Origin of the sequence: Janthinobacterium sp. NFX145 (genome assembly GCF_049810325.1) — a bacterium.
GTDB lineage: Bacteria > Pseudomonadota > Gammaproteobacteria > Burkholderiales > Burkholderiaceae_D > Janthinobacterium > Janthinobacterium rivuli.
Genome location: NZ_CP187360.1, coordinates 1,435,385 through 1,447,902 on the forward strand (window position 1 = coordinate 1,435,385; position 12,518 = coordinate 1,447,902).

The following is a 12,518-nucleotide window of genomic DNA, read 5'->3' on the forward strand; positions in this document are numbered from 1 at the left end:
CTTACAGGGCCAGGAAGGCCACGGCAGACACGGCCGTTGGCAGCAGGGCGCCGGCCAGCAGGCCGACGGCGCCGATCGATTCATCCTTGAAACCGCGGCGCAGCAGGGCCACGCCGGCCGGGTTCGGCGCGTTGGCGATGACGGTCAGGCCGCCGCCGGCCACGGCGCCAGCCATCAGCATGTATTTCGCTTCGTCCGTCATGCCGACGATCAGCGAGCCGAGGTAAGTCAGGGCCGCATTGTCGGTAATTGCCGTCAAGCCCAGGGCGCCGAAGAACAGGGCCAGTGGTTTCAGGCTGGAAACGATGGGCTGCAGCCACCATTGCTGCATGCCGCCCAGTACCACCAGGCCGCCGAGGAAGAAGCCGACCAATAAACCCTCTTTCAGGATCAGCGGGCTTTGATAGCGTTCATACGCCTGTACGAAGCCGAGGAAGAACAGGAACAGGCCGATGAACAGCACGGGATGGTGCGCCAGTGTCACCACGCCGGCCAGCACGATCATGTGCACCAGGCTGACGGCCAGCGGTACTTTCGGCGCTTCCACCTCGCCCGCTTTCGGCTTGATGTCGGAGGTATTGCTGTGCAGGTATTTGCGCAGCAAAATGCTCACGCCCGTGGCGTTCACCAGCACGGCGATGGCGGCCTTCCAGCCGAAATGGCTGGCCATGTAGGCGCTGTCCCAGTTCCACGTGGTGGCCACCATCAGCACGGGCGGTGCCGCGTACGAGGTGAGGGTGCCGCCGATGGAGACGTTGACGAACAGCACGCCCAAGGCGCCGTATTTCAGCCATTCAGGAATGCCCGGGCGAAAGATTTGCGGCGCCAGCATCAGCGCCGCCAGGGTCATGGCGGCCGGTTCCGTGATCAATGAGCCCGTCAGCGGAACGAGCGCCAGACCCAGCCAGACGAGGGCCAGTTCCGTGCGCAGCGGCATCACGCGCGCCACGCTTTTCAACAGGCGCTGCACGGCGTCGAGCACGGGGCGCGAGGCGGCCACGACCATAACGACAAAGACGAACAGCGGCTCCGTGTAATGGCGCGACTCGGCATACTCGATGGCCGCATCGCTGCCCGAGACAAAGGCCATGATGATGATCAGGATGAAGGCCCAGAAGCCGAACACGACTTCGACTTCGCCCAGCAAATGCAGCAGGCCCGCATGGCGGGGATGGCGACGCGACAAGGTTTCAAACGACTTGGCGGCAAAAGTGTGGATGAGCGCAAGGCCGAAGACGATGGCGCTGATGATTTGGATGGTGGTCAAATGCGTTTCCTTATGGACGGAGGAAGCCGCCCGGTGCATTGCCGAGCGGTAAGGAGAGTGCTTATGGTACAGCAATCGATGCCAAAAACGGGGTTTTTCGGACATGGCGGAGCGGCCCCTGCGGTTGCGGCAGTGAGATAAACCTTGCCAAAAGCGGGGCTGGATAGTACTGTATGTGCATACAGTATTCATCTATCTATTCAATGATGCAACATTCTCAATTGATGGCCTCGCCGGAAGCCTTGCACCCGTCTTTATGGCGCGCATCGCAGCTGGGGCAGGGCGCCACGCGCTGCCTGGACACGGGCTTTGCCGCGCTGTCCGCGCAGCTGCCCGGCGGTGGCTGGCCCAGCGGCAGTCTCATCGACCTGCTGGTGCAGCAGGCGGGCAGCGGCGAATTGCGCCTGCTGGCGCCCGCGCTGGCGCAACTGCAGGGCTTGCCCATCGTGCTGCTGCAGCCGCCCCATCCGCCGCAGGCGTTGGCCCTGGTGGCACAGGGGCTGGCGCCGTCGCAGCTGCTGTGGCTCAAAAGCGCCAGCAGCAAGGATGCCCTGTGGGCGGCGGAAAACATCTTGCGCAGCGGCAGTTGCGGCGCCTTGCTGTTCTGGCAGCAGCACGTGCGCGCCGACAGCCTGCGCCGCCTGCACCTGGCCGCGCAAGGCGGCAACACCCTGTTTTGCATGCTGCGCCCGCTGCACGGCGCGCAGGATGCGTCGCCGGCGCCGTTGCGCCTGTCCGTGCGCCCGGCCGCCGGCGGCATCGAGATCGGCTTCATCAAGCGCCGGGGACCGCAGCGCGACGCGCCCCTGTTCCTGCCCCTGCAACCTCCTTCATTATTGCTACGCCATGCGACTCTGGATCGGCCTGTGCCTGCCCCGGCTCCCGCTCGAAGTATTTTGCCCGCGCTGGTCGGCTGACAGCCTCGGCGTAGTGCTGGAGCAGGAGCAAGTGATGGCCGTGTCGCCGCTGGCGCTGGCCGCCGGCATCCGGCCGGGCATGCGCCGCGCCGGTGCGTTGATGCTGGCGCCGCAGGCGCGCCTGCACGAGCGCTCGCTTGAACTGGAAGCGCAAGCCTTGCAAGCGGTGGCGCTGGCGCTGCTGCAATATTCGCCGCTGGTGGCGCAGGGCGAGGAAGCGACCCTGCTGGTCGATGCGGGCGCCAGCCTGCGCCTGTTTGGCGGCGTGCGCGCCCTGTGCCGGCAGATCGCGGCCAGCTTGCGCGCGCTCGGCTACACGGCCCAGCTGTCGTGCGCTCCCACGGCGCGCGGCGCCTGGCTGCTGGCGCGCGCCGGCACGCGCCGGAGCCGCGTGCTGGGCATGGAGAGCCTCACTCGCCGCCTCGACGGCCTGCCGTGCGCTCTGCTGCCGCCCGCGCGCCCTTACCTGGACTGGTTCGAGGGCATCGGTTGCCGCACCCTGGGGCAGCTGCGCCACTTGCCCCGGCCCGGCTTGCAGCGCCGCTGCGGCGGGGCTTTGCTGGCCATGCTCGACGATGCGCATGGCCACAGCACGGAACTGTTCGTGTGGATTGAGGCGCCGCCCACGTTCCGCGCCAGCCTGGAATTGTTCGACCGCGTGGAGCACGCCGACGCGCTGCTGTTCGGCGCGCGCCGCCTGCTGCAGCAAATGACGGGCTGGCTATGCGCGCGGCAATTTGCCGTCGAGCGCATTCAATTGCTGCTGGCGCACGAACGGGGCAGGGTGGCGCGCGCTCCCACCGTCATCGACCTGGCGCTGGGCGAGGCCGTGTGGCGCGACGAGCACCTGGTGCGCCTGCTCAAGGAACGCCTGGCGCAGCTGGCGCTGGACGCGCCCGTGATCGGCCTGACCTTGGAAGCGCTGCAGGTGCAGCCGATGGCGCCGCCCAGCGACAGCCTGTTCCCCGAGCCGGGCGGCACGCCGCAGGAGCGCCAGCGTTTGCTGGAATTGCTGGTGGCGCGCCTGGGGAGCGACAATGTCTTGCAGGCCGCGCCGCGCGCCGATTACCGCCCCGAGGCGGCCAACCAGTGGCTGCCGCTGCCGGCCAGGCCAGGCGCAAAAATCGCGCTACCCGACTTGCCGCCCGGCTTGCCCGGCATGCCCCGTCCAGGCTGGCTGCTGGCCCAGCCCATCGCCCTGCTGATGCGCGAGCACCGGCCGTTTTATGGCTCGCCCCTGAAAATGGTGTCCGTTGCCGAGCGCATCGAAGCGGGCTGGTGGGGCCAGTCGCAGGCGCGCGATTATTTCATTGCCGAAGGCCTCGACCACGCCCATTACTGGGTCTACCGCGAACGCATCGCCGGCAGCGCGGAAGACGCCGCGCCGCGCTGGTTTTTGCATGGCTTGTTTGGCTAAATGCGCTGTTCTGCTGAAATTGCCATGCTTGGCTATACTGGCTTCCCGGTGCCGCATCTTTCATTGAAACAAAGGATATCCATGACACAGCTTTCCGACTTCCCCATTACCCAAAAATGGCCTGCACTGCATACCGAGCGCCTGCAGCTGTACTCGCTGCCGACGCCGAACGGCATCAAGGTTTCCATCCTGCTGGAAGAGCTGGGCCTGGCGTACGAGCCGCACCTGGTCAGCTTCGAGCAGAACGACCAGCTGTCGCCCGCCTTCCTGTCCCTTAATCCGAACAACAAGATTCCCGCCATCCTCGACCCGGACGGTCCCGATGGCAAACCGCTGGCCCTGTTCGAGTCGGGCGCCATCCTGCTGTACCTGGCAGAAAAGACGGGCAAGTTCATCCCGCAGGACGCGGGCCTGCGCTATGAAACGATCCAATGGCTGATGTTCCAGATGGGCGGTATCGGCCCCATGTTCGGCCAGGTGGGCTTCTTCCACAAATTCGCCGGCAAGGACTACGAAGACAAGCGTCCGCTCGAGCGCTATCTTGGCGAGGCCAAGCGCCTGCTGGGCGTGCTCGAACAGCGCCTGCAGGGCCGCGACTGGATCATGGGCGAGCAGTACACGATTGCCGACATCGCCATCTTCCCGTGGGTGCGCTGCCTGGTGGGCTTCTATGGTGCGGGCGATCTCGTCGGTTTTGGCAATTTCCCGAACGTGCAGCGCGTGCTGGATGTGTTCCTGGCCCGGCCTGCCGTCATCAAGGGTGTCGACATCCCATCGCGTGGCTAAAACAGCCGTGGCCGGACGGCGCTACAATGCGCCATCGGCCGCCCTGCGCGGCAGCTTTGATCTGAGACAATGAAATCCACCCGGCAAGATTTTCCCGGCGCGCATGGCCATGTGCTGGCGGCGCGCCTCGATGCGCCCGACGGCGCCATCCGCGCCTACGCGCTGTTCGCCCACTGTTTTACTTGCGGCAAGGACGTGCTGGCCGCGCGGCGCATCGCGCAAGGCTTGACGGAACATGGCATCGCCGTGCTGCGCTTCGACTTCACGGGACTGGGCGCCAGCGAAGGCGAGTTCGCCGCCACGAATTTCTCGTCGAACGTGGACGACCTGGTCGCCGCCGCCGACTTTTTGCGGGCCAGGCACGCCGCACCGCAATTGCTGATCGGCCATAGCCTGGGCGGCGCCGCCGTGCTGGCCGCCGCGTCGCAAGTGCCGGAAGCCACTGCCATCTCCACCCTGGCCGCGCCGAGCACGCCCGCCTACGTGACGCGCATGTTCAGCGACCACCTGGAAAAAATCGCCGCCGAGGGCGAAGCGCTGGTGCAGCTGGAAGGGCGGCCTTTCCGCATCCGCCAGCAATTTGTCGACGACGCGGGCAGCCACAGTTTAAAGGAGCACATCGCCGGCCTGCGCCGAGCCCTGCTGGTGATGCACGCGCCGAACGACACGACGGTGAGCCTGTCGAATGCGATGGATATCTTTACGGCAGCCAAACACCCGAAAAGCTTCGTTTCACTCGACGATGCCGATCATCTGCTGACGGGGCGCGATGACGCGGCGTATGTCGCCAACGTCATTGCCGCCTGGAGCGCGCGCTATATCAACTAAGCAACTAAGCTGAATTAAGTCTTCACCCATGAAAAACGCCGTACCGGCAAGATGCGGGTACGGCGCAGATGGGGAGAAAACGGCTCAGTCCTCGTCGAATTCTGCCGAAAGATCCTTCCAGCCTTTGCTGATTGCAAAGGCGGAAAATTCCTCTGGCGCTTCCAGAACGATCAGTTTCTTGTCTTGCAGGCCAAGGTCGCCATGGCCGAAGTCGGGGCCAACGTAGCCGAGGCTGCGCAGGCGGGCCAGGATGTGGCCGACCAGGGTCTTGTCCTTGTAGGCGCCCGCTTCGAGCGGGGCGGCGAAATCGACGTAGACGTCGATGATGCCGTAGCCTTCGTCGAAGATGCGGATGGCCTTGATGTCGTGGGCACGGCCGGAGCCGTCGGTGGCCTTGAAGGGGCCGCTGAGCTGGATGTCGGTGTCATTATTCATGCCGCCAGCATACACCAAAAGCCGGCCCCGCATGGGAGGCGCCATGCAAAATCCCCTTGGAGGGAGCTTGTAAAAATTTCTTACAAATTTCGCGAGGTCTGGGGCGCTTTTCGCCAATTTCAAGGCCTTGAAGGCCGCTTGATCGTCCTTAGATTGGTAGCAAGCGGATGCTCATGGTGAGGTCCGCCCCTCTTATCGCTTCATTTGAAAAGGATATTTATCATGCGTACTTTTGACCTTGCTCCCCTGTATCGTTCCGCCATTGGCTTTGACCGCCTGGCACAGCTGCTCAACGAACAACGCGCCGATGCGCAACCGAGCTATCCGCCATACAACATCGAACTGGTGTCGGAAGATAAATACCGCATCGTGATGGCCCTGGCCGGCTTCTCGCGCGAAGAGATCGACATCATCACCGAACGCGACTCCCTGCACGTCACGGGCCGCAAGCAGAAAGATGGCGTCGAGCGCACGTTCTTGCACCGCGGCATCGCTGCCCGCGATTTCGAACAGCGTTTCCAGCTGGCCAACCACGTGAAGGTCACGGGCGCCACGTTTGAAAACGGCATGCTGACCATCGACCTCGTGCGTGAAGTGCCGGAAGCGCTGAAACCGCGCAAGATCGAGATCGGCGCCGGCAGCGACACCGTCAGTGTGCTGGAACAGCGCCAGGCAGCCTGATCTGAGCTGATCTGAGCCGACCCCGGCGCCCCTCCGGCGCCCAGGCAGGCTCTTTCCATGCAGTAAAATACTGGCCGGTTGATCCGGCCAGTGTCACGTCCGGAGCCCGTTCGGGGCCTCCTTGATCGCCATGCGACATGCGTGCGGCAGGCAAGATTAAACCCTGCTTAAAGGCGCAAATGCCTGTTTCCAAATGGAAAAATGTTAAGCACCGCCTAAGACTCGTGGCCCACTATTGCATACATCAAAATCTCATTGAATGAGGAGCAATTCATGGAACAGCAAAAGAATACCGCATCCCTGAAAATCAAACGCACCGTAGCCGCGCTGGCCGCGATCGGTGTGCTGGGCGCCGGTGGCGCCATGGTGGTGCATCAGAACAATGCTGGCGCGAATGCCGCTGCCGGCGCGCCCGCCGCTCCGGTGGCTGCCGCCGTGGCACCTGCAGCCAGCGCGCCGCTGGTGGCCTTGCCCGACTTTAGCCAGATCGCTTCGCGCAACAGCCCGGCCGTCGTCAACATCAGCGTCACGGGCAGCACCAAGGTGGCCTACGACCCCTCGGCCCAGGCTGGCAATGACGATTTTGGCAACGATCCCTTCTTCGAATTCTTCCGCCGCTTCCAGGGTCCGCAAGGCGGGCAGCGCGGCGGCCGCGACGTGCCCACGCACGGCCTCGGCTCCGGCTTCATCGTCAGCCCCGACGGCATCATCATGACGAACGCCCACGTGGTGCGCGATGCGCGCGAAGTGACTGTCAAGCTCAACGACCGCCGCGAATTCCGCGCCAAGGTGCTCGGCACGGATCCGAAGACGGATATCGCCGTGCTGAAGATCGACGCCAACAACCTGCCCATCGTGCCGCTCGGCCATTCCAGCGACCTGAAGGTGGGCGAGTGGGTGCTGGCCATCGGTTCGCCATACGGCTTCGACAGCACGGTCACGGCCGGCGTGGTCAGCGCCAAGGGCCGCTCCTTGCCGGACGACAGCAATGTACCGTTCATCCAGACGGACGTGGCGGTGAACCCCGGCAACTCGGGCGGTCCGCTGTTCAATACGCGCGGCGAAGTGGTGGGCATCAATTCGCAGATCTACAGCCAGACGGGCGGCTTCCAGGGCTTGTCGTTCGCCATCCCCATCGACCTGGCCGGCCGCATCAAGGACCAGATCGTCGCCACGGGCAAGGCCAGCCATGCCAAGCTGGGCGTGACGGTGCAGGAAGTCAACCAGGGCTTTGCCGACTCGTTCAAGCTGGCCACGCCGGAAGGCGCGCTGGTGGCCAACGTGGAGCGGGGCAGCCCGGCTGACAAGGCGGGCCTGAAATCGGGCGACGTGGTGCGCAAGGTCAATGGCCAGCGCATCATCGGCTCGGCCGACTTGCCGGCGCTGGTGGGTACCTCTTTGCCAGGCGACAAGATCAGCATGGATGTCTGGCGTGACGGCAAGATCGTGAGCCTGACGGCAACCCTGGGCAATGCGGCCGACAAGGTGGCCGAAGTGGCGAAGAGCGACAGCGCCGCCGGCAAGGTAAAGCTGGGCCTGGCCCTGCGTCCGTTACAATCGGATGAAAAACGCGAGGCGGGCATCAGCGCCGGCCTGCTGGTGGAAGACGCGGGCGGTGCTGCCGCGAATGCCGGAGTGCAGCCGGGCGACGTGCTATTGTCGGTCAATGGCCGTCCCGTCAACACGGTCGAGCAGGTGCGCGACGTGGTGGAAAAATCCGCCAAGTCGGTCGCCTTGCTGATACAGCGGGGACCGGACAAGATTTTTATTCCCGTACGTTTAGGTTAATGAAGAAGCAAACCCAAGGGCAAATACTGGGGTCGAACCCTCAGGGTTCGACCCCGGTTTTTCGCCTTTGGGGTGAAAAATTGAACAAGGAGCAGCCATGCGCTTATTGCTGGTAGAAGACGATACGATGATCGGCGAGGTGGTGCTCGATTTGCTGCGCGCCGAGCATTACGCGGTGGACTGGGTCAAGGATGGCGACATGGCCGACACGGCCCTGCAGACGCAGACCTATGACCTGGTGCTGCTGGACCTGGGCTTGCCGCGCAAGGATGGCCTCGACGTGCTGCGCTCGATGCGTTTGCGCAAGCTAGATACGCCGGTCCTTGTGGCCACGGCGCGCGACGCCGTCGAGCAGCGCATCGCCGGCCTGGACGCGGGCGCCGACGATTACGTGTTGAAACCGTATGACCTCGACGAATTGCTGGCGCGCATACGCGCCTTGCTGCGGCGCGCCTCGGGGCGGCCGGAACCGATCTTCGAACACCAGGGCGTGTCCATCAATCCGCTGACGCGCGAAGTGATCGCCGAGGGCCATCCCGTCAACCTGTCGGCGCGCGAATGGGCCGTGCTGGAAGCGCTGATCGCGCGTCCCGGCATCGTGTTGTCGCGCGCGCAGCTGGAAGAAAAACTGTACAGCTGGAAGGATGAAGTCAACAGCAATGCCGTGGAAGTGTATATCCACGGCTTGCGCAAGAAGCTGGGCAGCGACTTGATCCAGAACGTGCGCGGCCTCGGCTACATGGTGCCCAAGGCATGAGGATGAAGGTCACGGTGACGCATTCGCTGCGCGGCCGCCTGCTGTGGTTTTTGCTGGCGGCTATCATCATGGCGGCCCTGGCGCAGGCGTCGATCGCCTACCGCAGCGCCCTGTACGACGCCGACCAGATTTTTGATTACCACATGCAGCAGATGGCCCTGTCGCTGCGCTCCGGCGCGCCGCTGGCCAACCATGCGCAAGCCTTGCCGGCCGACCCCGTCAACAACGACATGGTGGTGCAGGTGTGGACGCCGGACGGCGTGCAGGTGTTCCGCTCGATCACGCGCGCGGAACTGCCGCAGCGCGCCGTGCTGGGCTTTTCGAATGTAAAGGCGAACGGCACGACTTACCGCATCTTCTCCGTGCAAACCAGTTCCCAGACCGTGCAGATCGCCCAGGACATGGCCGTGCGCAAGCGCATGGCCGGTAGCCTGGCGCTGCGCACGGTGGGGCCGATTGCCCTGATGGCGCCGATATTGATGCTCGTCGTCTGGTGGGTCGTCAGCGGTTCGCTGGCGCCCGTCTCGCGCGTGCGCAAGCAGGTGGCGGCGCGCCAGGCGGACGATTTATCTCCCGTCTCGGAAGCGGGCTTGCCCGACGAAGTGCGTCCGCTGGTGCATGAACTGAACCTGTTGTTCGGGCGCGTGAAAACGGCGTTCGACGCGCAGCAGCATTTCGTCGCCGACGCCGCGCATGAATTGCGCACGCCGCTGGCGGCCCTGAAGCTGCAGGTATTGAGCCTGGAACGGGCCGAATCGGAAGAAAAACGCAGCCTGGCGATCAGCCGCGTGAGCGCCGGCATCGAGCGGGCCACGCGCCTGGTCGAGCAGCTGCTGGTGCTGGCGCGCCAGGAAGCGAGCGCCGCCAGCGGCGACCAGCTGCAGGCGGTGGACTTGAACGATGTCGTCAAGCGGGCGCTGGGCGACATGGCCGGCATCGCGCAGGCGCGCAAGATCGACCTGGGCCTGCATCACATGGACCCGGCCAAGGTGGCGGGCCAGGCCGATGCGCTCAACATCATGCTGCGCAACCTGGTCGACAATGCCATCAAGTACACGCCGCAGGGCGGCACGGTCGATATCGACCTGCGCGCCAGCCCCGTCTGCGTGACCTTGTCGGTGGAAGACAACGGCCCCGGCATCCCGCCCGAAGAGCGCGAGCGCGTCTTCAGCCGCTTCTACCGCGTGCCCGGCACGGACGCCAACGGCAGCGGCCTGGGGCTGGCCATCATCAAGGCCATCGCCGAGCGCCATGGCGCGCGCCTGGTGCTGGACAAATCCGAGCGCCTGGGCGGCCTGTGCGTGCGCGTGGAATTCCCGCAAGCCGTGAAAAAGTAACGTTTTGATCATGATCTTTGGCATGTTGCATTGACGCGCGCGCCGCTGGCATATATTGTCTGCGCAATAAGCAATCAAGCAAACGGAGCGCAGCATGCAGAAGATCGGCTTTTCAGGCACCCTCGACCCCATCACCAACGGCCATATGTGGGTGATCGGCGAAGCGCGTTCGCTCGCCGACGAGGTGATCGTGTTCCTGTCGCAAAACCCCGCCAAGAAGCCGCAATTCCCCGCCGAAGACCGCAAGCGCATCATCGAGCAGAGCGCGCGCGAATGCGGCTGGGACAATGTGCAGGTGGTCATCGTCAAGGGCGACTACACGGCGCGCGCGGCGAAAAAGCATGGTTGCGACTACCTGATCCGCGGCATCCGCACGACGGCCGATTTCGACTATGAAAACCTGATCCAGCAAACCAATGTGGACGTGCTGCAGGGCGCCAAGACGATTTTCGTGATGCCGCCGCGCGACCTCGGTTCCGTCAGCTCCAGCTTCGTCAAGGCGCTGGAAGGGCCTGTCGGCTGGAACTGGACCATGAAGAAATTCGTCCCCGGCCCCGCCTACCAGGCGTGGATACTCGACTGCCTGCGCAAGGAGTGGGAAGCGCTGTGGAACTATGCCACCGCCTCGCAAGCGGACATCGCGCTGGCGGACCACTGGTTCGCCCACCTGACGGGGCCGCAGGCATATGGCGGTGCGGACCGCCACTATCACAACCTCGACCACCTGGTGCATGGCTTGTCCGAGATCCGCGTGTGGGCCGACAATACCTTTGCGCCCAAGCGCGACAGTGCGCTGGTGAAAAAGGCGTTCTGGTTCCACGACGCCGTCTACAGCCACGACGACGATGCCCTGTATTCGAGCGAAGAGGCGAGTGCCCAGCTGTGGCTGGCCAGCGGCCTCGATGCGGGCGACAACCAGGATGTGGCGCAACTGATACGCGCCACCGACCATTTCCAGGGGCCCGGCATCAGCCACGCGTTGAAGGACGCCATGCTCAGCGCAGACCTGGCCATCCTGGGTCAGGATGAAGAGGTGTATCAAGCCTACACGCAAGCCATCGTCCGCGAATACGCGCACGTCGATCCCGTGCGCTTCAACGAGCAGCGGGGCCTGGCCCTGCAGCACCTGAGCGCCAAGGCGCAGGCGGGCCAGCTGTTTGGCGATGCGTATTTCGCCGACCAGTACAACGCGCGGGCCATTGAAAACATGCAGAAAGAGATCGCGGCGCTGGCGGGCGGCTGATCGGATGCGCCCGTGTTGGGCGCTGCCCGCCTCTATTGCATGGACTGCTTCACCGCATGCTGTACCTGCAACAGCATCGAGTCGCATTCGGCGCGCAGTTCCACGGTTCTGCGGTTGATGGGGCCCCATAGGCGGCGCCTGAGCCGAAGCCCGAGCGCCGCCAGTTCGACGGCGAAGGCGGGACAGGACTTGGAGAGTTGCTGGAATGCCAGGCCAGCCTTTTCCGTACCATGATTTTCCAGCTCGTCAGGCTTGCAATGCACGCCTTCCCGGAAGACCGATAGCAGTTCCGTGGAGTTCGCATACGAGGCGAATAGCTGGCGCATCAGGACCGAGTGTCCTATCAGGTTATATCTGGATTGGAACAGCCCCGCCTCCGCCGTGTCTGCCGCCATATTGCGGGCACTCCTGTCGCGGCCTTCGCAATAGCGGCCAGAACTTTCGCGCATGCCCAGGCCCGTCAGGAGGACATACAGATGCCGCAGGGTATCGGCGCCATCCTTGTCATTCTGCATGCCCAGGGCCGCGAATTGCTCGTCATACCAGTCCAGCGCATCGTTGTCGTCGTTGCCATGTGCGGCTGCGGCCATGGTCACGGCAATGGTATCGCCCTTGCTCCAGTTCAGGTATGCCTTGGCAAATGCCATGGCCATGCCTTTGATGTAGCCTGCTGGCGCGACGCCGCGGTCGAGCCAGCGGTAACGTGCCAGTTCGGTTCGGGCCGCGATTTCCAGTATTGTTTCTTGCAGCTGGGCCCCTAACTCGGCTGTCAAACGAGCTGGCGGCGGCAAGGCCGATGCCGTCAGTGGGGCGGTGGCGATGTCGCTCAGTTGCTTATCCATGGGTATGCTCCGTTTCTCATTGCGATATGGGTTTGTCATCGCAATCTGGAGAAAGTTCGCAGCAAGGGATTTATTCAGCCTCGGGTTTGCCAATCCGCAGGCAGGAGTCGATTTCGGCCGGGGCAAGCCCGCTCAAAGCCGTAGTCCGGGCCAATTGAGCGATGCGCACGGTTTTACTCCTGCCGTTTCTGCTGGAGCTGACGCAACTGTTCCTGCCGAG

The 12,518-nt window shown here is 64.0% G+C and carries 12 protein-coding genes; 9 read left to right on the top strand and 3 right to left on the bottom strand.

Annotated features, from left to right (window positions below; all coding sequences use genetic code 11):
* Position 1: 1 nt before the first annotated feature.
* Complete coding sequence (locus ACPJXG_RS06465) at positions 2–1,267, bottom strand: putative Na+/H+ antiporter (protein ID WP_035821230.1); 1,266 nt, start codon at positions 1,265–1,267, stop codon at positions 2–4.
* 206 nt (positions 1,268–1,473) lie between these two features.
* On the opposite strand from ACPJXG_RS06465, the gene imuA reads away from it, so the two are divergent.
* The 4 genes from imuA (at position 1,474) to ACPJXG_RS06485 (ending at position 5,215) form a co-directional block, all read left to right on the top strand.
* A complete protein-coding gene (gene imuA, locus ACPJXG_RS06470) occupies positions 1,474–2,184 on the top strand; it encodes a translesion DNA synthesis-associated protein ImuA (protein ID WP_425254720.1) in 711 nt (236 codons plus the stop codon).
* Positions 2,114–3,601, top strand: a complete 1,488-nt coding sequence (locus ACPJXG_RS06475) for a Y-family DNA polymerase (protein WP_425253734.1) — start codon at positions 2,114–2,116, stop codon at positions 3,599–3,601. Before imuA ends, ACPJXG_RS06475 begins: the two co-directional genes overlap by 71 nt.
* A gap of 81 nt (positions 3,602–3,682) precedes the next feature.
* A complete protein-coding gene (locus ACPJXG_RS06480) occupies positions 3,683–4,387 on the top strand; it encodes a glutathione S-transferase N-terminal domain-containing protein (protein ID WP_425253735.1) in 705 nt (234 codons plus the stop codon).
* Positions 4,388–4,456: 69 nt separating this feature from the next.
* On the top strand, positions 4,457–5,215 hold the full coding sequence (locus ACPJXG_RS06485) for an alpha/beta hydrolase family protein (RefSeq protein WP_425253736.1): 759 nt from the start codon (positions 4,457–4,459) through the stop codon (positions 5,213–5,215).
* An 84-nt stretch (positions 5,216–5,299) separates the two neighbouring features.
* Here the strand turns inward: ACPJXG_RS06485 and ACPJXG_RS06490 are convergent, their stop codons facing one another.
* On the bottom strand, positions 5,300–5,650 hold the full coding sequence (locus ACPJXG_RS06490) for a hypothetical protein (RefSeq protein WP_035827997.1): 351 nt from the start codon (positions 5,648–5,650) through the stop codon (positions 5,300–5,302).
* A 222-nt stretch (positions 5,651–5,872) separates the two neighbouring features.
* Between ACPJXG_RS06490 and ACPJXG_RS06495 the strand changes: the two genes are divergently transcribed.
* The 5 genes from ACPJXG_RS06495 to coaD all read left to right on the top strand — a co-directional run bounded on the left by ACPJXG_RS06495 (position 5,873) and on the right by coaD (position 11,456).
* A complete protein-coding gene (locus tag ACPJXG_RS06495; RefSeq protein WP_034750759.1) occupies positions 5,873–6,331 on the top strand; it encodes an Hsp20 family protein in 459 nt (152 codons plus the stop codon).
* Between the two features lie 273 nt (positions 6,332–6,604).
* Complete coding sequence (locus ACPJXG_RS06500; protein ID WP_099403592.1) at positions 6,605–8,119, top strand: Do family serine endopeptidase; 1,515 nt, start codon at positions 6,605–6,607, stop codon at positions 8,117–8,119.
* Positions 8,120–8,216: 97 nt separating this feature from the next.
* Positions 8,217–8,876, top strand: coding sequence for a response regulator (locus ACPJXG_RS06505; protein WP_010400558.1), 660 nt, complete (start codon positions 8,217–8,219; stop codon positions 8,874–8,876).
* 2 nt (positions 8,877–8,878) lie between these two features.
* On the top strand, positions 8,879–10,213 hold the full coding sequence (locus ACPJXG_RS06510; RefSeq protein WP_425254721.1) for an ATP-binding protein: 1,335 nt from the start codon (positions 8,879–8,881) through the stop codon (positions 10,211–10,213).
* Positions 10,214–10,307: 94 nt separating this feature from the next.
* Positions 10,308–11,456, top strand: a complete 1,149-nt coding sequence (gene coaD, locus ACPJXG_RS06515; RefSeq protein WP_425253737.1) for a pantetheine-phosphate adenylyltransferase — start codon at positions 10,308–10,310, stop codon at positions 11,454–11,456.
* Between the two features lie 32 nt (positions 11,457–11,488).
* On the opposite strand, the gene ACPJXG_RS06520 is transcribed toward coaD, so the two are convergent.
* Complete coding sequence (locus tag ACPJXG_RS06520; protein WP_425253738.1) at positions 11,489–12,298, bottom strand: hypothetical protein; 810 nt, start codon at positions 12,296–12,298, stop codon at positions 11,489–11,491.
* Between the last annotated feature and the right edge of the window lie 220 nt (positions 12,299–12,518).